General features: G+C 45.1%; 23 protein-coding genes. 16 read left to right on the top strand and 7 right to left on the bottom strand.

The genetic code is table 11. From position 1 onward, the window contains the following. Window positions 1–113: 113 nt before the first annotated feature. Complete coding sequence (gene trmFO / locus IPL83_14835; GenBank protein MBK9040412.1) at window positions 114–1,451, bottom strand: methylenetetrahydrofolate--tRNA-(uracil(54)-C(5))-methyltransferase (FADH(2)-oxidizing) TrmFO; 1,338 nt, start codon at window positions 1,449–1,451, stop codon at window positions 114–116. A gap of 17 nt (window positions 1,452–1,468) precedes the next feature. Here trmFO and IPL83_14830 point away from each other — a divergent pair, with 17 nt between their 5' ends. After that, a complete protein-coding gene (locus IPL83_14830) occupies window positions 1,469–1,879 on the top strand; it encodes a DUF721 domain-containing protein (GenBank protein MBK9040411.1) in 411 nt (136 codons plus the stop codon). Window positions 1,880–1,884: 5 nt separating this feature from the next. Here the strand turns inward: IPL83_14830 and IPL83_14825 are convergent, their stop codons facing one another. From IPL83_14825 to IPL83_14810, 4 genes are read right to left on the bottom strand one after another with little or no spacing between them, the layout of a single operon-like run. Continuing rightward, on the bottom strand, window positions 1,885–2,703 hold the full coding sequence (locus IPL83_14825) for an MCE family protein (protein ID MBK9040410.1): 819 nt from the start codon (window positions 2,701–2,703) through the stop codon (window positions 1,885–1,887). Between the two features lie 20 nt (window positions 2,704–2,723). Next, entirely contained in the window at window positions 2,724–3,461 is a 738-nt protein-coding gene (locus IPL83_14820) for an ATP-binding cassette domain-containing protein (GenBank protein ID MBK9040409.1), read from the bottom strand. After that, window positions 3,449–4,225 carry an ABC transporter permease gene (locus tag IPL83_14815; GenBank protein ID MBK9040408.1) on the bottom strand — a complete coding sequence of 259 codons (777 nt, stop codon included), beginning with the start codon at window positions 4,223–4,225 and terminating at the stop codon, window positions 3,449–3,451. Before IPL83_14815 ends, IPL83_14820 begins: the two co-directional genes overlap by 13 nt. Then, on the bottom strand, window positions 4,225–4,749 hold the full coding sequence (locus IPL83_14810) for a hypothetical protein (GenBank protein MBK9040407.1): 525 nt from the start codon (window positions 4,747–4,749) through the stop codon (window positions 4,225–4,227). Before IPL83_14810 ends, IPL83_14815 begins: the two co-directional genes overlap by 1 nt. A gap of 255 nt (window positions 4,750–5,004) precedes the next feature. Here IPL83_14810 and IPL83_14805 point away from each other — a divergent pair, with 255 nt between their 5' ends. From IPL83_14805 to IPL83_14735, 15 genes are all read left to right on the top strand, one after another. Continuing rightward, a complete protein-coding gene (locus IPL83_14805) occupies window positions 5,005–7,929 on the top strand; it encodes a tetratricopeptide repeat protein (GenBank protein ID MBK9040406.1) in 2,925 nt (974 codons plus the stop codon). Between the two features lie 3 nt (window positions 7,930–7,932). Continuing rightward, window positions 7,933–8,892 carry a sigma-54-dependent Fis family transcriptional regulator gene (locus IPL83_14800; protein MBK9040405.1) on the top strand — a complete coding sequence of 320 codons (960 nt, stop codon included), beginning with the start codon at window positions 7,933–7,935 and terminating at the stop codon, window positions 8,890–8,892. Window positions 8,893–8,923: 31 nt separating this feature from the next. Continuing rightward, a complete protein-coding gene (gene flgB / locus IPL83_14795) occupies window positions 8,924–9,304 on the top strand; it encodes a flagellar basal body rod protein FlgB (GenBank protein ID MBK9040404.1) in 381 nt (126 codons plus the stop codon). Further along, on the top strand, window positions 9,304–9,741 hold the full coding sequence (gene flgC / locus IPL83_14790) for a flagellar basal body rod protein FlgC (GenBank protein ID MBK9040403.1): 438 nt from the start codon (window positions 9,304–9,306) through the stop codon (window positions 9,739–9,741). The genes flgB and flgC overlap by 1 nt, the downstream gene beginning before the upstream one ends. Before the next feature lie 60 nt (window positions 9,742–9,801). Beyond that, entirely contained in the window at window positions 9,802–10,137 is a 336-nt protein-coding gene (gene fliE, locus IPL83_14785; protein MBK9040402.1) for a flagellar hook-basal body complex protein FliE, read from the top strand. A gap of 58 nt (window positions 10,138–10,195) precedes the next feature. Then, the gene (gene fliF / locus IPL83_14780; protein ID MBK9040401.1) at window positions 10,196–11,845 is read left to right on the top strand and encodes a flagellar M-ring protein FliF; all 1,650 of its coding nucleotides are present in this window, start codon (window positions 10,196–10,198) and stop codon (window positions 11,843–11,845) included. Continuing rightward, a complete protein-coding gene (gene fliG / locus IPL83_14775; protein ID MBK9040400.1) occupies window positions 11,846–12,883 on the top strand; it encodes a flagellar motor switch protein FliG in 1,038 nt (345 codons plus the stop codon). It abuts the gene before it with no gap. Between the two features lie 21 nt (window positions 12,884–12,904). Beyond that, on the top strand, window positions 12,905–13,681 hold the full coding sequence (locus IPL83_14770) for a hypothetical protein (GenBank protein MBK9040399.1): 777 nt from the start codon (window positions 12,905–12,907) through the stop codon (window positions 13,679–13,681). Window positions 13,682–13,687: 6 nt separating this feature from the next. Next, a complete protein-coding gene (locus IPL83_14765; GenBank protein ID MBK9040398.1) occupies window positions 13,688–15,013 on the top strand; it encodes a FliI/YscN family ATPase in 1,326 nt (441 codons plus the stop codon). A gap of 3 nt (window positions 15,014–15,016) precedes the next feature. Further along, window positions 15,017–15,466 (top strand): flagellar FliJ family protein, encoded by a 450-nt coding sequence (locus IPL83_14760; GenBank protein ID MBK9040397.1) that lies wholly within the window; start codon window positions 15,017–15,019, stop codon window positions 15,464–15,466. Further along, the gene (locus IPL83_14755) at window positions 15,463–16,332 is read left to right on the top strand and encodes a hypothetical protein (protein MBK9040396.1); all 870 of its coding nucleotides are present in this window, start codon (window positions 15,463–15,465) and stop codon (window positions 16,330–16,332) included. The genes IPL83_14760 and IPL83_14755 overlap by 4 nt, the downstream gene beginning before the upstream one ends. 6 nt (window positions 16,333–16,338) lie before the next feature. Further along, window positions 16,339–18,225: a flagellar hook-length control protein FliK gene (locus IPL83_14750; GenBank protein MBK9040395.1), complete on the top strand. Its 1,887-nt coding sequence runs from the start codon at window positions 16,339–16,341 to the stop codon at window positions 18,223–18,225. Window positions 18,226–18,243: 18 nt separating this feature from the next. After that, window positions 18,244–19,245 carry a flagellar biosynthesis protein FlgD gene (locus IPL83_14745; protein MBK9040394.1) on the top strand — a complete coding sequence of 334 codons (1,002 nt, stop codon included), beginning with the start codon at window positions 18,244–18,246 and terminating at the stop codon, window positions 19,243–19,245. Further along, window positions 19,239–19,673, top strand: a complete 435-nt coding sequence (locus tag IPL83_14740; GenBank protein ID MBK9040393.1) for a hypothetical protein — start codon at window positions 19,239–19,241, stop codon at window positions 19,671–19,673. The genes IPL83_14745 and IPL83_14740 overlap by 7 nt, the downstream gene beginning before the upstream one ends. A 130-nt stretch (window positions 19,674–19,803) precedes the next feature. Next, complete coding sequence (locus tag IPL83_14735; GenBank protein ID MBK9040392.1) at window positions 19,804–21,102, top strand: flagellar hook protein FlgE; 1,299 nt, start codon at window positions 19,804–19,806, stop codon at window positions 21,100–21,102. A gap of 122 nt (window positions 21,103–21,224) precedes the next feature. On the opposite strand, the gene IPL83_14730 is transcribed toward IPL83_14735, so the two are convergent. Both IPL83_14730 and IPL83_14725 read right to left on the bottom strand, forming a co-directional pair. Beyond that, window positions 21,225–22,583 (bottom strand): carbohydrate porin, encoded by a 1,359-nt coding sequence (locus IPL83_14730; GenBank protein ID MBK9040391.1) that lies wholly within the window; start codon window positions 22,581–22,583, stop codon window positions 21,225–21,227. A gap of 153 nt (window positions 22,584–22,736) precedes the next feature. Then, window positions 22,737–23,243, bottom strand: a complete 507-nt coding sequence (locus tag IPL83_14725; protein ID MBK9040390.1) for a hypothetical protein — start codon at window positions 23,241–23,243, stop codon at window positions 22,737–22,739. Between the last annotated feature and the right edge of the window lie 86 nt (window positions 23,244–23,329).

Below are 23,329 nucleotides of genomic sequence, written 5' to 3'. Positions count from 1 at the left end.
TGCTCACGTTGTGAGCACTGCACCAAGCCGAACTCGATCCTGAACCCCTGAGATTGGTTCAGCCAGGCTCCCTTGGAGTTTGGAACAACAAACAAGTGGGCCAGTTTAAACATTTATTGCTTTAAGAGATGCACCCAATCGGAAAAGGAGAGTCTGGCCTCTTGTATTTGTTGATCCCTTTTCGCTTCACGCCGACTTTTCCCTTGTTGTTTGCTTTTCGAAGGGGGATCGGGAAGTAATCCAAAGTTTATGTTGGTGGGTTGAAATTGTTCCTTGTCTTCTGTGATAGCTGTCAAAAGAGAGCCCATCGCGCTTGAGCGAGGAGGAGGTGAAAATTCAAAGTTATTTTGCTTTTGATGTATAAATAATGCCACAAGCAGACCGATGCAGGTCGATTCAAAATATCCTTCGACTCCTGTTATCTGTCCTGCAAAGTAGAGATCTGGATCATGACGACTGGCTAAGTTTGGGGTGAGCATTTTTGGGGAATGGATATAGAGATTTCGGTGCATGCTACCCAATTTGAGAAACTCAGCTTCCTCCAGTCCTGGAATTGTTCTAAAAATTCGTGTTTGTTCTGGATAAGCCATTTTATTCTGAAACCCAACCATATTATATGAAGTTCCCGCGAGGTTATCCTGCCGAAGCTGAACAACGGCGTAGGGACGCTCTTCACTGTGAGGATTTACCAAGCCTTTTGGCGACAGAGGTCCAAACCGCAAGGTCTCGATGCCTCTGTCGGCCATAACCTCAATGGGCATACAGCCTTCGAAGTAGGGAGTCTTTTCAAAATCCTTTGGCTCAACCTTGCGAGCGCTTTTGATTTCATTTACAAAGTTGAGATATTGCTCCTTATTTAAGGGACAATTTAAGTAATCGCCATTTCCTTTTCCCCAGCGATCCTCTCGCCAAGCAATATCAAGATTGATACTGTCCTTATCAATAATGGGTGCAATGGCATCAAAAAAATAGAGAAAATCCTTGCCAAAATGCCTAGCCATAGCTTGGGCAAGAGGGTCGTGGGTGAGGGGGCCTGTCGCAATCACAACAGGTCGCGGAATTTCTGCAAAATCTGAGATGAGTTCTCGGCGCACCTCAATGCGAGGATGAGATTCAAGCAGTTGAGTCAGGGAGCGGGCAAACAGAGTCCGATCAACTCCAAGCGCCATGCCGGCTGGAACAGCGCATTCTCTGGCAGTGCGTAAGACCAGACTCCCGAGTTTTTCAGCCTCCCATTTGAGTTGGCCCGGAGCTGAATAGTCCGTTTGGCTGCCAAAGGAATTGGAGCAAACGAGTTCTCCAAAAAAACCAGTTAAGTGGGCCGGAGTCATGGTCTTTTCGCGCATTTCATGCAATATGACTGAGTGTCCGCGCTCAGCCAATTGAAAGGCGCACTCGCTTCCCGCAAGGCCCGCCCCTACGATATGAACTGGCTGTCTTCCTGATCTCATGTTAGGCCTTATGTAGTATGAAAACAAAAAAAAACAATCACAATAACAGACTTAATACTGCTAGCGATGTCCTACAGAGTCTTTTGACGGAAGGCAAGTCAGGTCTTGTAGAAGGATTTCAGAGATGGCGTCTTTGGCGCCAATGGCCCCAAGTGGTTGGGCCAGAATTGGCCAAGACGACCAATCCAGTTGGCTATCAGAACGGAACCTTGATCATTTGGGTGGATCATCCAGCGCGAATTCAAGATCTTCACTACGTCAAAGACGTGCTCATTCAAAAGGTGAATGATCATTTAGGGCGACGTTGGGTTTATTATTTAAGGTTCACGACCGATCGAAAATCCGTCCCAAGTATTGATGGCAGCGACGAGAATATGCGGGATTTCCTCTCGAAACCATTTAGACCTGGAGAAGCAGATCGAGACTAATTTTTTTAGGGTTCGCTGCTTTTGGGAGCGACACTTTCTCGGATAAGCGGCTTTAAAAACTTGTTTCGGGGCGAATCGCCCAATAGTGAAATCAGTCGCTCATGAATCGAAGGATTGTTTATGATTTCACCGAGTGTCCCTTTGCCTGAATCGACTTTTTCGAGGATATTTACCAAATAATTTACGGCAACCTTGATTCCCCCTTTTTCACTCTTTTCGCCACGAATATCTTGGATGGCCCCCCGTGCATCTATAAGCAACTTATTCAGATTCTCGCTAGATGAGACCATATTAGACATAAGGACGGTCGCGCGATTTTCATCATTGAGTCCCTTCAATAAAGTGTGAACTTCCCTTATGACATCAACGAGATGTCCAAGTTCGCTGCCCTTTTCCTTTATAAGATCAAAAATATCGCCCGAGAGATCAGCGGTTATGTATTCGCCATCTTTAAGGGGTCGTTTGCCTGAGGGACCAGGTTCGATGTAAATATATTTGTCGCCAAGTGCTCCTTGAGTTCTAATTGAAGCAACGGAGCTTTCGGTGATGCGACTAGAAAAATCTCTGTCGAGTTGTAAGTTTAAATCCAATTTTGAATCAGAAGTGAAATTCATTTTCTTTACGACGCCAATATTAATGCCGGACAAACTGACCACGCTGCCCTCGACTAAGCCTTGGACATGATTCATCTGTGTTCGCAGTTGGTAAGTGTCCCGAAAAAAATATTTATCTCCACCTAAAAGTAAAATAGAAGTCAGAAGTAGGGCCAGACCTCCCGCCACAAATAAGCCAACGCGAATTTCATTTTTTGCTAAAGACTCCATATCTTATTCTCCAACTCAATCTAATAAGCAAAAGACCCGTTAATAAATCTTTGTAAAACTCCCTCGGGATCGGATTTCATTTCCTCTATAGTTCCAGTAGTCATAATTTCGCCATTCAATAACAAGGCAATTCGATCGCAAACAACGAAAGCACTGGGCATATCGTGGGTTACAAAGATAGAGGTGACTCCTCTTTGCTTGAGCCGCAGAATCATCTCCTGAAGTTTTTTGGTGTTAAAGGGGTCTAGCCCCGCTGTTGGTTCATCGTAGAGTACAATAGAGGGGCGGTTGACAATGGCTCTTGCGAGTCCCACTCGCTTTTGCATGCCTCCAGAGAGTTCCGCCGGATAAAGATTTTCCGTTCCAGACAAGCCGAATTCCTCGAGTTGCTCTTCTATCCTATTCCGAATTTCTATTTTGCTCATATTTGTGTGAGCACGAAGGGGATAGGCAAGATTTTCGTAAACCGTCATCGAATCAAAGAGAGCGCCATTTTGGAATACATATGCCACTTTCTTTCTGATTGGCAAAAGCTCTTGCTCACTGAACGGGACAATATTTTCCTGATTGATGAAAATCTCACCCGCATCCGGCTTCTCTAGGCCAATGAGGCTTCTTAAAATGACACTTTTTCCCGAACCAGAACCACCGACCAATCCGAGGCATTCTCCCTCATTGACGTCAAAAGTAACTCCTCGATGGATTATTTTTCGATCAAATGACTTGCGAAATTTTCTTACGCTAATCACCCTATCCACCTTTCGATGAGATAAAATAACTTGGTGAGAAAGAAGTCACCCACAACAATAAAAATTGAAGAAGTTACCACGGATTTAGTTGTCGCCTGTCCAACGCCTTGAGTTCCACCCTTAGCCCTTAAGCCGTAGTAACATGCAGGAATAGAAATAAAGAGCGCAAAAAAGACCGTCTTTCCAAGACCAGAAACATAGTCCGAGAACTTAATTGTCGAAATAATCTTGTTGAAATAGAAGTTGGGTTCAATGCCTAAATCAATAGTACCAACGACGAGTCCACCCAGAACTCCGACTGAATTTGCGACGACGCAGACAAGAGGGACAGAGATGAGGCACGCGAGGACTCGAGGAAAAACGATTTTTTTAATGGGTGATGTTCCCAGTGCTCTGATTGCATCAATTTGCTGGCTCACCTTCATTGAGCCAATTTCACTTGTGATTCCAGCTCCCACTCGTGCCGCGAGCATGAGAGATGCAAAGACTGGCCCCAGTTCCCGAATTATTGAGACAGATACGATATTTGGAACATAGAGTTCACCACCAAATTTTTCAAGTCCGATACCAAACTGAAGGGCCATGACCATCCCTGTGCTGGCCGAGACGACGATGATCAGCGGAAGTGATTTCACACCTATCAAATATATTTGCTCAACAATGAGTGCGGGATAAGCTGGACCTACGAAGCCTTCCTTGAAAGTTTGGCGAGCAAGGAGAAATGTTCCGCCAAGAAACTCAACAATGCGAATGCTAGGCCAATTGATTTTCATCAAGGAACCTCAAACTTTTCAACAAATATTTGAAAGTCCTGAGAAGAAGTAGCCCCGTTTGTATTTGCGCCTTTCATATATGAGATGTTGGTCAGGACATAGATACACTGATTCTTCTTGAATATGACGAATTGCATTTGAGTGCCAATACCATCTAATTCGCCATTTACTGTCGTAAAAAGAGCCTGTCGACTATTGTATTTCTTGTATTCCGAACTGACAATTTTGAGATTTTCAATTCCTTGTAAAATGCCCTTGTGAATTGAGTCGAGAGAGGGGTCGGTCGAGCTGTCGCACTCAGAAATATAGGAAATGCTATCTCCGGTCTCGGTGTTTCTCCAGGCCCCATCAACTGAGGAAAGAGGAACGACTTGATAGGGTTTATCTGGGGCATGGAACTTGATATTGCTATCCCGCACCTGGTTTGTTTTCGAGATATCAATAGACACACACGAGTTGGAGGCACCAGAGATCAAAAGAAGACCTATTGCGGTCTTAACGGTGTTGCTTAACAAACTGGACATTTTGCCCTTCCATGTTTCTTTCCATTTATCGGAATTATAGTTTGTCCCTTTGAGTTAAATTGAAATGAAAGCACCCATGACCTGTACTCGGTGTCAACTTACTGACTTTGGTTGAGCGTCAGGTCTTTGTCGTAAGTGACAAGAATTCGGCTGGTCAAAATACTCCAATTCGACGCGATTGCCAACCCCAATAGAGAACAGACTTGGCATTCCTTCTGCTTATATGATTTGACAGTGGAGGCTTGCGTTGGGGTCATGGTGAGAAAAATTGACAAAGCACAGATTAACTTATTGAAAACCTGCGGCAAAGCTCAGCCTAGACCATGGTTGATTCGCACGAGTTTCAGTCGCCATTTTGACGGCTCATTTTGGTCTGATCTTCTAAATACGCCGAATCCTCTGAATGCTTTGATTCTCCCCTTTCTCTATTTATTAACGTCGGGTCCAGCCTTAGCCACAGGAGTCTCCGGAGAGATTTCCCGGATAGGCGATGCCACCCACATTGAGTTTCGTGGTCAAAATCAGTGGGAATACGAAGTTACACGGGTGGGAAAACGTTCTCTACGCCTGGTGTTATCACCATTTGATTTACCAACTGAAGCGAAGCTCAAAACTTGGTCTGATGCCCTCGTGTCGTCGGTAGAGTTAGACAAAGGGGGCGCGGACGGAAAATATGTTGTGACCTTTAACTTGACCGAAAACAATATTGATAGCTTTGATTATCTTACGGATGATCCCTCGCGACTCATTATTGATATCTATCGAGAGGCTCCAAATCCACAAACAAAGAGCAAGCCGAATGCAACTGCTTCGACTCCAGAGGAACGAAAATCTGAGGTAGCAAGGAAAAGGACTGGAAAAATAGCAGCAGTCTCGCAGGATTACGTCAAAAAGGGTCTTCAGCGATCTCCTTCCGGGAGCGAATTGCTCACCGTGGATCAAGCAGGAGAAAAGAGCTTGGAGCAAACCAAAAAATCCCTTTCACAAACGGGCGGTGTTTTCGACGGAAATGATCCGGACTTCAATCGATTTCGCGTAAAGGAATTTGAAATCAAAGAGGACGCAATAATAGCGAGCAAGCAGAATATTTTTATAAGATTTCCCATGTTGCAAATGTCGTCCAGCGAGTTACCAAGGCTTTTGGAAAATAGTCCTGAGTACGTCATTGCACCACGAAATGACCCCGAAAACAAACAGGCCCGCTTCTTGTTGACCCTCTTTTTGAAGGGTCGAAAGGCCGCATTTCTTAAGGCATACGAGCATTTCAATCGTAAGTTTCCAAAAAGCATTTACGACGAAATTGTGCGCAATATGGCTGCAGAGATACACTATTCCCTCTATCAGGAGGAAAAGTTGACGTACCATTTTCAAAGGGCCTATGACGAGTATCAATATCTTCTGGCAAAGTATCCGGATTCACCTTTGGCGGAGCGAACAGAACTCATTCTGAGCTATTCGGTTCTTGAGCGGGGCGAAGCCCTCGCAGCTCTTCAGAATCTTCAACGATTTCTAGAAAAGTATCCAGAATCCCCCCACACGGATCCGGTTCGACGCGCCATTGGAGCCGTCTATGTTCAATTGGGAAAGTATGAGGAAGCCACACAGGCCTACCAAAAATTGGGCGAAACCGCCAAAGATAAGACCTTTTCAAATGAGGCGACCTATCGGTTAGGGGATGTCGCGTTTTCGCGGCGTGATTATAAAGAGGCCATTGCTCTGTATCAGGCTGCAATAAGGTCGTTGCCGAATCTTGAAAAGAGGTTTCCAAATGCTCTCTATAATATGGCAGAAAGCTATTTTTGGACCGGTGATTACCGGAACAGCCTTGAGGCTTACGTAAATTTTCTCAAATATTTTCCAACCCATGATCATGATGGGTATGCGATGACCCGGGTGGGAGAACTCATGGAGATTATGGGAGTTGACCAAAGCAGGGTGATGGGAGGCTATCTCGAAAGTTACTTTAGATTTCATGATAGTCCAGGCGCTGGCGTGGCCAGAGTTCGGATGCTCAGTCAGCAGATGAAGGGAATGAAGGAAAAGGAACTGAAACGCGCTGTCGATGAAATGACCGAGATCGCGGTCAAATCATCTCTTCCTAAAATGGATGAATTCATAAATCTTATGGTCTCTGATGGATTTTATCGTCGGGGAGAGTATGAGAGAGCCCTAGGGTACCTGGTGAGCTTTTATCAAAGTCATCCGACTTCGTCGAGTTTGCCGTTCTTCCATAAGCGAATTCTAAAAAATATCACTGATGATCTAAAAAAAATGGCTGAAGAGAAAAGGTATATGGATGTGCTGGGAAAATTTTCTAAACTGTCGGCGACTTGGTTGAAGAAGCCGGACCGGCTGGATATTCCATATTTTCTTGGACAGGCCTATGAACAGGCTGGCGTATACCATGAGTCAGAGAAGATATATTCAGAGCTTCTCGCCAATTTAAAAAAAATAAGGGGCACTCAAGAAGAGAAGGAAAGACGAGTCATAGAGCACCTTCCTCAGTTTGACGAGCTTTATCTGCGGCTTTCAACAAACTGCCTGTTGCAAAGAGATGTCACCAAGGCGCATGGATATTTGACAGAAATTAAAAATCCTGAAGCCTTTTCATCTCAATCAAAAATTGAATGGATAGGAAATTTGGCCAAAGTCGCCGAAGAAAAAGGGCAAACTGGAGAAGTGGTAAAATATCTTCTGGAGTTAATTGAGGCTTGGAAGAAATCTCCCGAAATGCTTGCCCCTGTTTACTTGAAGCTGGCGGAGATGCAGATTCGTCAAAAGCAGTGGCCTGATGCCGAGACCACTTTGAATCTCATTCGAACTATGAAAACTCAGAAGATGCCAGTGGGTAATGACGTCTGGGTCTCGGCATTAGAAAAACAAGGGGATGTTCTATATCAACAAAAGAAGAATATCGGAGCTGTGGAGGCCTACCTCGAGCTTTTGGATCAATTTGAAGACAAGCGTCCCCTTGCTTATGTTCGCTATAAAGTGGGATCGATCCTCTATGAAACGGGAGACATTCGGGCGGCCGAAAAAGTTTGGGGGCTACTGAAGGATCAGAACGGTCAAATCTATAAAAAACTCGCGGCCGAACGGCTTCAACAGGCGGAATGGCAAGATTCCTATAAGAAGTATCTGAACAGAATTCCAGCTATGTCTGGCGTCAAAGGGGAGTAACAGATGGATGATCGAAAGGCCGGAGTGATTCAAACTGCAGATCCACGGATGAAAAGAGTACTGGAAATCGCTGAGTGTATCGCATCGAGCCGGGCCTCTGTATTAATTCAGGGAGAAAGTGGCACGGGCAAGGAGCTGCTTGCTCGCTACATTCATGCACTGAGTCCGCGAGCCTCTCAGCGATTCTCGGCCCTGAATTGTGCGGCGGTGCCTGAGGGACTTCTCGAAAGTGAGCTTTTTGGATATGAGAGGGGAGCTTTTACTGGCGCGGATTCTCGGCGAGTGGGGCGGTTTGAAATGGCCAATCACAGTACATTTCTCCTTGATGAAATCAGTGAAATGCCGCTTGTTCTTCAGGCAAAACTCTTAAGGGTCATACAAGAGGGAGAAGTGGAGCGATTAGGTGGAGCTGCGCCGATCAAAATAAATGTTCGAATTCTTGCGGCCACCAATCGTGATTTGAAAGATATGGTTCGTCGAAATCAGTTTCGAGAGGATCTTTTCTATCGCCTCAATGCCATTCCTTTGGTGTTGCCTCCTCTTCGGGAGCGGCCAAAGGATATTGAATTTCTCAGTCAATGGTTTATTGAAAACTCCTGTCGAGAAAACGGCATTCCTCTTAAGCGTATTGGAGCCGAGGCGTTCAAAAAACTCCAGACTTGGAATTGGCCAGGGAATGTCCGAGAACTGAAAAATGTCATAGAGCGATCGGTGTTGTTAAGTACAGATACGGAATTGTCTCCCAATTCTATATTGATCTCTGACTATCAGGAAATCCGGCAAGAAGACAAAGTTCAGGCCGGAATGACCGTATCAGAAATGGAGAAAGTGTTAATTTTAAAAACCCTTGAACACACAGGACACAATCGCACTCAGGCAGCAGATTTGCTTGGGATTAGCATTCGGACTTTAAGAAATAAGATCAGGGAATATCGTGGATGCGAAAGGAATTTGAATCCGTGAGTAATAACCTTTTGACAAGACAACAAGTGCCCTGGGGGCATCGATAAATTTGAGACTACTTCGCCAATCAGTGACGTCAGCAAATATCGCGAATGCCGAAACGCCTGGATACAAAGCAAAGCAGGTTGACTTCGAAGCGGCTCTCTCCCGGGCTCTCGATACAGAAGGGATAAGGCAAATGACTGAAAGTACGGGAGAGCAACTTGTCACCGGTCCAGGAGCTATTTCCCGCGTTAAGGCCGATGTCTATGATAATCCCGATATCAATGTGACAAATGATGGAAATACCGTCGATCTCGAGCACGAAATGGTCACCCTGGCAGAAAATTCGATTTTATATAAAGCGGCCCTTCAGCTGATTAATAAAAAAATGGCGGCATTAAAGTATGCTGTGACAGAGGGTAACAGGTAATGGACTTTTCTAAATCAATGAACGTCTCGGCAAGTGGACTGACGGCGCAAAGAATGAGAATGAATACGATCTCATCAAATATCGCCAATATTAATACAACAAAAACTCCCGAAGGGGGACCGTATCGACGAAAGGACGTCGTTTTTGAGTCGATGCCTGAGACCAGGAATTTTGGAGAAATTGTCACTAGTCTGCCGGATCGCAATATTCAGAGAGTCCAGGTAACCGACGTGACTGTCGATCGGAAGGCCCCAGTTCTCAAATATGAGCCAGATCATCCAGATGCCAATGATCAGGGCTACGTTGCCTATCCAAATATCAATCTCATGGAGGAGATGGCAAATATGATTCAAGCCACGCGATCCTACGAGGCAAACGTCTCGGCAATGCAAGCGAGCAAAGATATGGCAATCAGCGCGCTGGAGATTGGTCGCTAATTCTAAGATGTATAGAGAATGTTTTGAGAGTTTTTGATAAACTAATGAGGGAGGCGAGCCATGGATGGTTTGACCATAAGTAATGCTGAAAATTTATTGCACACGGGTCGTACACTCAGCGAGCAGAGAACAACTAAAATAAACCAGGAAGCTGGAATTCCCAGCGATCCAAGCCAGAAGACCTTCGCTGAAACTCTGAAATCGGCAGTTCAGTCAGTCAATACTTTACAAAAAGACGAAGATGTGGCGATGCAAAAACTTGCAACTGGCGAGTCAAAAAATATTCCGGAAGTGATGATTGCCACTGAAAAGGCCGATATTGCATTAAAGTTGATGATGCAAGTGAGAAATAAGATTATCGACGCCTATCATGAAGTAATGAAAATGCAAGTTTAAAGAGTGATTAACTGAATGATGTCTCGTGATCCTTGTTCCCGGTTTTAGGAGGTAGATTTTGCAGAAACTGTTTGGCCAGATAGTCTCTCAGTTTAAGGAGTTTTATCAGGGACTGACTCCGATGAAGAGGATGTCCCTCCTTGCCGCCTCAGTAATGGTGGTCATTTCTGTTTCAATAGTTATGGCCATGCTCAGTGGAACGCACCATGTGGCTCTTTTCAAAAATATACCACCCGATCAACTCGCGTTGATTTTAGACAAGCTACAAAAAAATAATATTCCATTCAAGCTCGAGGAGGGAGGTTCAACTGTACTTGTTCCCTCAGATCTTTTGCACTCCACACAAATGGCAGTGATGACTGAGATTGGTAGTTCCCAGGTTGGCCAAGTGGGATTGGAATTATTTGAGAAACAGGATTTTGGAGTCACTTCCTATGCCCAGCGGATAAATTATCAAAGAGCTCTTCAAGGTGAGCTCATGCGCGCGATCAATACGCTCTCTTCGGTTAAACAATCAAAGGTGATCCTTGCCATCCCTCCCAAAAAGACATTTCTTGAAGAGGGTGGACAGCCCTCAGCTTCGGTCGTACTCGATCTTCATCCGGGCAAACATCTGAGCCCCGAACAAGTTCGAGGTATAACGAATCTGATTGGAAGTGCTGTGGAATCCCTGGATCCAGACAGAATCACTGTGCTGGATTCTCGTGGAAAGTTGTTATCCAGGAAGATGGGTGGTGAGGCCGGCGAATCTTCTGATCTGCTCGATCTAAAACGAAAAGTCGAAGAGAATCTAGAGGAACGCATCGAGGGGATATTATCCAAAGTTCTCGGATCAGGAAAAATAGTGGCCAGAGTTGACGCCGCTCTCAATATGAAACAATCCAATATGGTTGAAGAAAAAGTCGATCCTGAAATGACTGCTATCAGCAGTTCAGCAGTTGAAGAAGAACTACTGGATGGATCGCGAACAAATCCCACGGGAATACCAGGGTCTCGGGCGAATTTACCTGGTGCCGAGGATACAGGTGAAGTCGGATTTAAGCAGAACGTGCGCAAAGAGATGAAAACCACCAATTTTTCTGTACCAAAAACTGTTAGAAATGTGAAGGAAGCAGCAGGTAGCATTGAGCGGATTACAGTCGCCGTATTGGTCGATGGAATAATGGTTCGAGAAAAGAACGATCAAGGGGATGTTACTGACAAATATGTGGCCCGATCAGCAGACGATTTGATCAAGTATGAGACAATCGTAAAAAATGCGATCGGTTTTTCTGCAGCACGGGGAGATAGTGTTAAAATAGAAAATATAGCATTTCAGACAGAGGATTTTACAGAATCAGAGAGACTGTTAACCAATCTCGAAAGGAAGAAGCTATTACATTCACTTTTCAAATGGTCGATTCTCAGCTTAAGTCTCGCGCTCTTCTTCTTTATCGTAATTAGACCATTTATGCGATGGATTACAGATTCTTTTCAGGAAACGGTGGAAGATATGTTGCCTCGAACGATCGAGGAGCTGGAAGAACTACAGTCGGTTGATAATTCCCTGCCAGGAATGTCGGGAGCTCTTCCTATTATGAATGATTCAATCGATCCAAACAAGGCGGAGAGTGAATTACTGAAAGAACGTATCATGGCTCATTTGGAACAGGATCAGGAAAAAGCAGCGGGAGCTTTTGCTTTATGGTTATCAAAGAGGGATGCTTAAGTGGTACGCCTAATTAAAGTTGAAGATATTCAGTTCGGTAATTTACGTGGATTTGAAAAAGCTGCCATCTTGCTCAATTATTTGGGTCCTGAAGCAGCAAAAACTCTCTTCAAGCACACTGAAGATGCCGAAATTCGAAAACTACTCGCGACCATGCAAAAGTACAGAATTGTTCCGGTAGAGGTCACTAAGCGTGTTCTTGAGGAATACTACGAAATGGTCAGTGAAACTTCGGAGTACATTTTCTCGGAAAAGACAACCAATAAGGAAACGGTTGTCGATGCGGTTGGAGAGGAACGGGCACGTGGAATTTTGGGGCACTTGAATGTCAATTCACCTGCTCAGCGGCAGTTGGAGAGTTTGGAAATGGTAGACGCGAAGTCTCTCTCCAATTTTCTCATCAATGAGCATCCGCAGACGATTGCGGTTATTTTGGCTCATCTGGAGCCAGAAAAGAAGGGTGAGGTACTTAAGAGATTGCCTGAAACTCTGCAGTCCGAAGTGGTCTTGCGATTGGCAAACTTGGATCATGTGGCCCCCGAACTTATCGCAGAAGTGGACCGCGTGCTCAAGGCCGAATTGGCAAGCGTCGGCACAGTTGAACAGGCTGCTCTTGGCGGAGTTCAGCCGGTTGCTGAAATGCTCAACGTTATGGATAAGAACACAGAAACAGCTATTATGGCGAGAATCGAAGAAAAGGATCCCATACTTGCCGAGGAAATACGCAAACTCATGTTTGTATTTGAGGACATTGTTAAAATCGATGATCGTGGCATTCAGACTCTTCTCAAGGAAGTTCCGAACGACAAATTATTGTTGGCTTTGAAGACAGCGAACGAAGAAATTCGACTCAAAATTTTCAAAAATATCTCGCAGAGGGCTGCAAATCTTCTTAAAGATGATTTGGCAAATTTGGGACCTTCTCGACTCTCCGATGTCGAAACGGCGCAAGTAGAAATTGTAAATGTGGCGAGGCGACTTGAAACCGAAGGTAAGATTCTTATTGCACGCGGTGGTTCTGAAGATGCTCTTGTGTAATCGATTTACAAATGGGACTGTATGAAGCAGAGCTCAAGCATTGTGAAAAGTGAAAATTCCGAAAAAATTATTTTCGACTATCATCCGAAGACATTCCCCTTAGCTGTGAGTGAGCAGACGAGTGATTTCCTATCGTCCCAGGGTTCCATGGCTTCTGACTTTAAGATTTCTGATTTAGTTTTAACTCAAACCAGAATGGCCGACCTTCATAAGAAGGGACTTGACGACAAGATCGAAGAGTTGGTTTTGCAAAAGGTTAAAGAGTTTGAGGAAAAAGGATATCGTGAAGCCTTTGACCTTGGTCTTATTGAGGGTAGAGAGCTCGCCTTTGGAGAGAAGAAGTCGGAAATTGAAGAGAAGCTAGTAAAACTAGATGGTCTACTTAACCATTTTGAAAATTTAAGAAACCGATTTTTGGCAGAAAATGAAAGACAACTGATGGAGCTACTTGTCCAGGTTGCAGGCCGCATAGCTCTTCGCCAAATTTCCGATGATCCCCAAAGCATATTTTATACTCTTCAAGTAGTTATGGCGGATGTCCATAAGGATGAAGATATCACTTTATTTGTGTCGGCTGAAGATCAAGCGACAATAGAGGAGTTTCGAAAAAAAGGTGGGAAAAAGGCTGAGGAGCTGAAACGAATAAAACTGGAGATTGGTGATGGTATTCGGTCAGGTGGATGCGTGGTTGAGACAAATTACGGAGCCATCGATGCGACAATTGAACAACGAGTTGACCGAGTATTGGCTGATCTGCGAGACCGCATGCCAAAAATATCTACGAGTGGAGAGAATTGATAAGTCATGAGTCAAACCGAGTTTGATGCGCAAAAGTATCTTTCTGCCCTATCAATGACCAAAGTGACAAAAGATATCGGGAAAATCACGCAAGTGACAGGTTTTACTCTGAAGGGATTTTTACCTGGAGCATGTGTCGGGAGTGTTTGTGCGGTTTATCCGAGCGGTCTGAAATCCTCGTTTTTTGCGGAGGTTGTTGGATTTCATGATAGGCAGATTGTGCTGATGCCCCTTGGAGAAATGAGGGGGGTGGGACTGGGTTCGAAAATCGAACTTTTGCGCCTGAGAGCCACGGTGCCCACGGGAATGGAATTGTTGGGTAGAGTGGTTGATGGTCTGGGAAAGGCAATCGATGGCAAAGGTGACCTCAACGTATCGGGAGATAGACCACTCTACAATGATATAACAAACCCCCTTTTTCGTCCACCCATCGATACGCCTTTGAGCCTAGGTGTGAGGGCTATTGATGGGTTACTGACGATCGGGCAGGGGCAAAGAGTGGGCATCATGGCAGGTTCGGGCGTTGGGAAATCTGTGCTATTGGGAATGATTGCGCGAAATACAACGGCCGATATTAACGTGATTGCTCTTATTGGTGAGCGTGGGCGAGAAGTTCGCGAATTTATGGAGCAAAATCTGGGACCTGAGGGTCTTAAGAAATCTGTGGTTATTGTGGCAACTCCGGACCAAAGTCCGCTCCTGCGAATGCGGGCCGCATTTTTTGCAACAACAATTGCAGAGTACTTTTGTGAACAGGGACGAAATGTTCTGTTGATGATGGATTCCTTAACTCGATTCGGAATGGCCCAAAGGGAAATTGGTTTGAGCACAGGAGAGCCGCCAGCACAAAAGGGTTACACCCCGAGTGTTTTTTCACTCCTCCCAAAATTACTTGAGCGGGCCGGAAGATTTGAGAATTGTGGATCTATCACTGGCTTGTACACAGTTTTGGTTGAGGGAGACGATATGGATGACCCAATCGCTGACTCGGTTCGGTCGATTGTGGATGGCCACATTGTATTGAGCCGTTCAATGGCGCAAAAGGGGCACTTTCCCGCGATTGATGTTTTGCAAAGCACAAGCCGTGTGATGAGGCACATTATATCAAAGGAGCATCAGGCACTCGCTCTTGGCCTGCGTGAAAATCTAGCGATTTACGGAGAGGCAGAAGATCTGATTAATATTGGAGCCTACAAGGCGGGTTCAAATGCCAAAATAGATCGGGCTGTAGACGTTCATGAATCTATCGAAGGATTTTTGCGGCAAGGTGAGCGTGAGACAAGTGCTCCACTCCAGACCCTGAAATTGATGCAACGGATTTTAGGAGGATAGGAATTGAAGTTTCGATTTCCACTCCAATCGGCACTTGCGTACCGACAGCGCCTCAAAGAGGAAGCTCAGGTTCTTTATTATGAAGCTAAAAAGAGGGTTGATGATGCGCTTGATCGGATCAATGAATTGTATCTCCTCACAGATCGAACACGCCTCGAAATACAGGAAATCCAAAGTATGGAGAGTGGGCAAGTAGCGTTTATCCAGATGCGAGTTGATTTTTTAAATGGAATAAAATCCAAAATTGAAGCCGAGAGAACAAGTGTTAGAGCTCTCATGATGGAAGCAGAATCCAAGCATGAAGCCCTTCTTGAAACAGTGAAGCAATTCAAATCTTTAGAAAAGCTAAAATCCCGAAGATACTTTGATTTTGTTCGTAAGATGAGGCGCGAAGAAATTAAGGACATCGATGAAATGGTAACGATGCGGCACAAAACGGAGGCGTCAGAATGAATTCGGGATATGATCATTTTTTCAAAAAGGCGAAAGAAAACTCTGGGCAGGTTCCTTCAAAAAGAGCCGTTAATTTATCTCTTGGTCGAGCATCGAATTCGAATTCGGTTTCCAGTCACGGATCTGCGGGATCGATAGATGCTGAACAGTCTCTGCGAAAGGCCGTGGGAATAAAGCGAAAAAAATTAAAAAGTGGTAGATTGAATCCCGCCTTTCTGAGCATTTCTTTGCTCATGATGTCGGGATTTGGATTTTTGGTTCTGTTTGTCTCTGAACCAGGACTCGTAGAAAAGTTCATTGATCGGATCGAATTCGGTTTTTTTTCTGAGGTTTTTGCGAATGAACCAAGCACCGGAACGGCTCAAAAGTCTGGCAAGGAAGGGGAAAATATATCCGCTAATAAAGATTCAGATGCGGAAAAAAAGGCCTCCGACCTTGGTCCCGAAGCTGATCTTTCAAAATCAGTAGATTCTAATGATCTGAGTTATTTCAGCAAGTTAAATGAGAGGAAAAAGGAGTTGGACCTAAGAGAAAAGGAGCTGAACGAGTTGGAAGAGGAATTGCATAAGCAGAAGAGTGAGATTGAAGAACGTATTCAACATCTGGAGAGGATCCGAGTTCAAATTGCCGGGGTCCTAAAGGATAAAGTTGAAGTTGATCAGCAAAAGGTGAAAACATTGGTGGAGTTTTATTCGAATATGAAACCGCAACAGGCTGCAAAGGTAATCGGGACTTTGAATGAAGACCTTGCGATCGAAGTTCTGGGTCAAATGAAGAAAAAAAATGCTGCGGAGATCATGAATTTGCTCGAACCGAGCAAGGCACAGATTATTTCAGAAAAATTTGCAGGATATAAAAGGCGATAGTTCAGTATGATAAACAATTTGTCAGCTTTGAGTGCAAATCAAATCCCGAGAGATCAGTCAGATAAAATGACTTCGCCCATTCGTCAGGGTGATTCAAAAGTTGGTCGCGATTTTAGAAAGAATATCGAAAAGCAGATGAGCCTTTCGGATTCTCCAAAAGAAAAGATAGAAAAGGTCGGGAGATCGAATTCTCAGAATGTGATGGAAGAGATCGAAGACTCGTCTGAAGATATAAATCCAGAATTGCAAAATCGATTGAATCCTTCGGTGGATCAATTGACCCGCCGCCTGGCAATGCAGGGCTTTTTGAAAAAGATGGAGGAGGATGTCGGAGTTGGTGCAGGTCAAATTGTAGCGGCCTTTTCTCAGCTTTCGGCCAATGATCTTGTCGCCCCACCGGAGGCATCAGTAGAAAAAATTGTTGATCAATTGGGGCTTGATAGCAGCGAAAGAGGACGTGCCCTTGAGCTCTTTCAAAACTTGCTTAAACAGACGTCGCCGTCCAATGTTGGGGAATATCTAAAGGGAAATGATCGGCAGGTTTCTCTTGAAGTTATTTCGGCAGATGAAGCTCGAAAGAAAGCCCTAAATGCATCCTTGGATAGAATGTCGCAGGCATTTTTTGTAGATAATCAAATGGTGCGCGAGGACCAGGAAGCTAAAAGCGATGAAATGATTGGGCCCTTGGGAGACCAAAAGGGTGTTGCCAGTGAGTTTGATTTAGGAATACCTTCTGCTGCCAGTCTGAGCCCCTCAAATGGATTATCTTCAACCAGCGTCAGTGAAAGCGGCCAAATTACACCCCAGGGATTTACTTCAAGCACTGGGGGTGAAATGTCCACAAGCCAGAATACCTCAAGCGGAGTGAGATCTCGTGGGTTGGAGACACTCAGGGGCGAGAATCAATCCATCGAGACAAGTGCGACTGAATCTGAGAGGTTGAAATCAGAAGTTGCAGCAGCTGGACAATCTGATATTGGCGCTGATGCCGACAACTTGAGTGATGCAGAAATTTTGCCTATTCGAAATGAAACTTCGGCATATTCCCCGAGCACCGAAGTTGATCAAGCAATGGCATTTCCGGTGAGTCTTTCCGGCATGGGTCAGGAAGAATCCCAGGAAGAATTCTTTGAGTCACAAGACCTTGAGGGTATTCTTGATCAGGCAGACACTCGCTTCACTGGTCCTGAGTGGGGGAGTCGGAGATCTGAGAAGAGCGATTTGCCGGCACATTCAATTTCGCAGTCAAGAGTGGAGAGTCAAAAGGAAGGAAAAAGAGAATTCCAGGGCGAACAGCAACTTTCTGATCAGATGTCTGGCTTGGCAAATACTGCAAAAAATGAAGGAACAAAGGGCAATCAATTTTTAGTTCAAATGCCAAAAATGAGTTCAGCTCAAGAATCTTCCAATGTTCGTGATGTTGTGGATCAGGCACAAGTCTTGGTGAAAAACGGCGGTGGAGAAATGAAGATCAAGCTGAATCCGGAAGGAGTCGGCGAGGTTACACTCAAGGTCATCAGCGACGGCGGTCGAGTCAATATCGAAATGATTGCGTCGAACGCGAATACGAAGAAGCTTCTGGAAAACGGGCTTGCTGATCTCAGGGAGACCTTTTCTTCACATCGTATAAATGTTGACCAAATCAAAATTGGTTCGCCTGATAGCGTTTCGAAGCACATGGATCAGAACATGCAGGATCAAAATCAAAGTCATGTTCGTCAGTTCCTGGAGGAATTTCGGCAGAACAATCAAAATTGGCGCCAAGGGTTCGTTGACATGCCTGCAATGAAAAATTATCGATCACAAGCTCAGGATGACAGTTCGGATCAATCAATTCTCTCGATGAGGTCAAAACCTAGAAATGGGAATCGAAGACTGGATTTGGTGGCATGATGAACGACCGGAGCTTTAATGATTAACATTAAGAATTCCACTCAAACGTGGTCAAATTCAGTTCAGCAATCGGCATTGAAGCCAGACGTTGGAAATGAGGTTTCCCCAGAAGATTACAAAAAGGCCTTTGGGAGCAAGGACCTTGGTGAGGTATTAAATAAAGTTGCCGATCCAAACTGGGTAGATCCCGCTAAAACGAGGAAAGTCGGAAACAATGAGCTGGATCGGGATGCCTTTTTAAAACTACTTCTTGCTCAATTGAAAAATCAGGATCCAACAAATCCAATGGAAAATCATCAAATGGCAGCGCAATTGGCTCAGTTCTCTTCACTCGAAAGTCTGGGAAATATTGACAAGGGGATTGGAGATCTCGCAAAGGCCGCAGCTCCGAAAAATGATTTTGCGGCTCTCGGTCTTATAGGCAAAGGGGTCAGTGGAGATTCGTCACGAATCAGCCGAACTGACGAGAAGGAAACTCACGATGTGGCCTATGATCTACTCGGTGACGCAAGCGATGTTAAAGTCAAAATTATGGATGCTAATAATCAAACTGTTCGTGAGTTGAGTTTGAGCGAGGTTAAAAAAGGCAAGAATGAGTTGAGTTGGAACGGATTAACTGAAGACGGCCAGCCAGCTCGTGCGGGAGAGTATCGAATTGTAATTGAAGCCGTCGCCTCCAATGGTGTTAAGGTTGGGACTGAGACGAAATTTGAGGGAACAATCAGCGGCGTGAATTTTACTCCGAAGGGTCCACTGCTGCTTGTGGGCAATCAAAGCATTCAATTGAGTGAGGTTAAGAAAATAGTGGATCCTTCCCAATTGACACAAGCGAAAGTGGGAAGACAAGTCAATACGGTGTCGCCTGCTGTTCAGAAGTCCGGTCCGCAGACGAAGAGGCCATCGGTTCCAGATTCTTCGGGCTCGGTTGCATCGCCCTTGGAGAGCAATTTGGAAACTGTGGGCATGAGTCGGGAAATGGTGAATGAGATGAAAAAGCAGGGGATTGAGGCGGGATTGTGAGTCAGGTGTTCAACACTGGAAAGATTCAATCACTTGAAGGTTTGCAGAGGCCACGAACCACTGGTTTGGCCCCAAAGGGATTAGATGAAAAAGGGGAATTTAGACAAACTTTGCGCCAAATTGATCAGGGAGCTAGCGGTCAATTGGCCTTACGTGGAGAGAATTCTCCATCTGAAAGTATTCGATTTTCGAATCATGCCATTGAGCGAATGCAATCCCGAGGGATTGTATTCTCACCAGAATGTTTAGGAAAAATTGAAAGTGCAGTTGAAAGAGCCGCTGGAAAGGGGGCGAAGGAAACTCTCATATTGACTGATGATTCAGCCATGATTGTGAGCGTGAAGAATAATACGGTAGTGACGGTGATGGACAGGAATTCATTGAAGGACAATGTATTTACTAACATCGACTCCACTGTCGTCATTTGAGTTGGGTTTGTAGGGCCCGAACAGGATGTTTGGGTGCTTTAAAAAAATAATAGGGGCTGGACCTCGTAGAGGGGGCCCCTCCGTAAACGTCACTGATTGATTGAGGTGGCGGAAGACATGGAGGTCTTGTATGGGTGTTCTTTCTTCACTTTATACCGGTGTATCCGGTTTGAGCGCACAGGGTGAAGCCTTGGGTGTGATTGGTGATAATATCGCCAATGCCAACACAATTGGATTCAAAGCCAGTCGAGCAGAATTTCAAGATATCATCTCAAAAAGTTTAAAAGGCATTTTGGGTGGAAACCAAATAGGTCGCGGTGTGAAAATTGGGGCCGTCAATCCCATTCTCGTTCAAGGAAATGTCGATGCAACGGAGAAAGCGACAGATCTCGCCATCTCAGGAGACGGTTACTACATCTTGAAGGGTTCAGACGGTGAGTCCTTTTCTCGAGATGGATCCTTTCACTTTGATAAGGAAGGCTATTTGGTGACAAATGACAATCAGCGGGTGCAGGGATTTGAGGCTGATGAAAACGGGACTGTCATTAATAAGGTGGAAGATATTAAATTTCCTCGGGCTTTGATTCCAGCCAAAGGAACAACCAAAATTAGGATGGAGCTCAATCTGGACTCTCGGGTCGCTCAAGAACCGGGAATGGTAAAGGTCTTCGATCCCAAAAATCCCTATGATACCTCTAACTATTCGACGGGAGTTGAAATTTACGACTCTCAAGGGAATAAGCATTTAATGACAATGTTTTTCAATAAAATCGCTGACCGGACCTGGGAGTATCGAGGAATGGTAGATGGAAAGGAGATGATGGGAGGGGTTGAAGATGGATTGAGTGAAGCTTGCAAGGGAAAGCTCACTTTTAACGTCGATGGCAAACTAGATACAGAAGAAATGGTTTCCTCAACTTTCAATTTCAAAGGTGGAGCCTTTCAGAACCAGCAGATCAAGGTTGATTTTGGCGATTCCATCACGACTGACAAAGGAAAGGGGCTTGACGGGACGAAGCAGTATGGCAAAGATTCTGACATGATGAGTTGGAACCAAGACGGGTCAGCGGCAGGAACCATCACCAACCTTTCTTTCAACGATGAAGGTGTTCTCACGGCATTGTACAGCAATGGTGCAACCAAGGATTTGGCGCAAATTGCTTTGGCGAAGTTCGAAAACCCAGAAGCCCTTTTCAAAGTGGGAAACAACCGATTGAAAGAAGCTCGTGATTCGGGTTCTCCTGCTGTTGGAAAACCAAATCGTGCCGGGCGTGGGAAGATTTTTGCTAAATCACTAGAGCGCTCAACGGTGGATTTGGCTCTGGAATTCGTCAACCTCATACAAAATCAGAGAGGATTTCAAGCGAATGCCAAAACGATCACCACCACAGATGAATTATTGGCCGAGGTGATCAATCTGAAACGTTAATCAGAAAACTGAGATGAATTGAGAAACTAAAGCAATGTTCAACACAAAGAGAAACGGGCCATTGAGGCCCGTTTCTGCACTTTCAGAATAAACTGATATTTGTTCAGCCAAACTGACTTGGCTTAGAACCAAACTTCCGCTTGGAAACCGTAAGAAGCACCGCTGGTTTTGTCGACAAAAGACGGTGCATTTGCTCCAACGTATGAAGCTCCCTTATTCTTGTCGTTCCACCAGCTCTGAGTGTAATAAGCTCTTAACACAGGGCGGGCACTCAATTTCGTATTGATGGCGATTTGTGGGGCGATCGTGGCTCGGTAAAGAGTGCGCTGTCCCAACGGATCACTTCCATTAAGCTCACTCTCGTCATCGACGAGTGAGGCTCCCAATTGGCCAGTCAATTGAATATGGTCGGTCAGGAAATAAACAGGGAGAATTCCGACGCTGGTCCATTTGCCCAGGTTCTTAGTGGCCGCTCCACTATCCCAACGTTCGTGACTGATTCCCGCATGAAAAGCCCATTTGCTATTAGGTATCTCATATTGGACATGATTGACTAAACGCCAACGAAGAGCGTCTTGTTGTGTGCTCTTCTGTGTGGTCGGTGTGCTCGTTTCTTTGATTGGAGTAGAATCCCCTGACAGTTCGAGCGATTGCATGAGACCCGAACCTCGAATCAATGCGGCATCATAGAAACCACCATCAAATTCATAGTGATTTTTGGCGCCAACAATAAGTCCGGTGCCTTTTTCATAAACATCAGTGGGAGTCGCAACGCTTGTGCCCTCTGGCGAATGCCCATAGGCCACCCAAAATTCAAGCTTGTCATTTTCGGTGATGGCGATGTCTTTGAGACGTGCATCCCACAAAGTGATACCTGGTCGTCCCTTTTCGGTTCTACCACCATCCGCGGCATCCGTATTCACCTGGCGAAGTTGGGCGATGGCGAGTTTTCCAATACCCACTGGTATTTCTTCAACGCCGGCTCCGTTGCCGACCGTGTTGCCATAATAGAACCAATCGTTCATAAAAAGATCGGGTTCACGATAGAATCGCTTTCCAGCCCAAAAGGTATAGGGAACATCTTGAAATTTCCCACCTTGAACATAGGCTTCTGCCAATGAGAACACGGCATCGCCATTATTCGTATAGGTGACTGGTGTGCCTGTTCCTGCTTTTCCAAAATCATTGGCGACATAGGCCAAGCGAATTTGGCTTTTAAAGAAGGGATCATTTTTTTCACTCTTGAGGTGGTGAAAGGTGAAAGTGGCTTCGCCATAGGTCGCGCATTCGTTTCCGATGCGAAATTCATTTCCGCTCGTCTTCTTATTGTTGAAGCATTCGTAGTTTCCGCCCAAGGAATTGGTTCCGGTTCCTGATCGGAAATAACCGGTATATTCAAATCCTTCTGAGGGATTCGCCTGTGACTGAAGCGTGGAGGCAGCTAGGATTGCGGCGCATAGGCCATATAAACAATTTTTCATTTTGCATTCCTTCTTATAGGTTGAGATGTGGATATTCTCCCTCCCTCCAGAGCGGGTGGAACATAACGATGGATTTACCTTTTGTCTCGATTTTTTTATGATTGGTTGCGGCGAAAGGCCTTTCTATGGCCTAGCTCGGGCTCAGAGGCTTCTTTATTGCGGTACAAAAAAAGCTTCGTCAAGTGGTGTGCGTCCGACAATAAGGGGCGGGGTTGTGTTTGACGATTCTTGGCCTTTTTTGAAAACCAAGAAAACAGCTCCCTCAATCAAAATACTAGGGGCCGAAGGAGAACTCTGAACTCTATTTAAGAGAATCCCCTTCATCACATTGCTCTGAAGTCTATGGGAAAGAAGCTGATCAAGCTTGAAAGAGGAGAGCGTGTATTCCGCTACTGTTCCGTCTATATAAACAACTGTAAAGATTTGAAAATCATTGATTGCATCGCGAAATTCACTATCAGAAGAAAGGCAGATTTGTGAAATATTGGATTTGGAAGAGCTGATAACGTGCCGATTTTCCCTGCAAGTCTTAAAGGAGAGTATTTTTTGATTAATGACCGAAGGATTGGATAGCTCCTCCAAATCTTGATTTTGGGCGGACGACCGAAAGGAGGCCAGCAAAATCGCAAGGGTCAAAAGAAGGATTCGAAAAATGTACATCTGCTCTTCCTATTTTTGGAAAGTTCCGGGACCTGCTGGTGCAAATTTGGAACAGAATGGACTCTACGCAGACCTTCGAGCCTATT

This window comes from Bdellovibrionales bacterium (assembly GCA_016716765.1).
GTDB lineage: Bacteria > Bdellovibrionota > Bdellovibrionia > Bdellovibrionales > UBA1609 > JADJVA01.
Note: the sequence above shows the minus strand (reverse complement) of the source record. Positions and strands in the feature narration are given on the sequence as shown.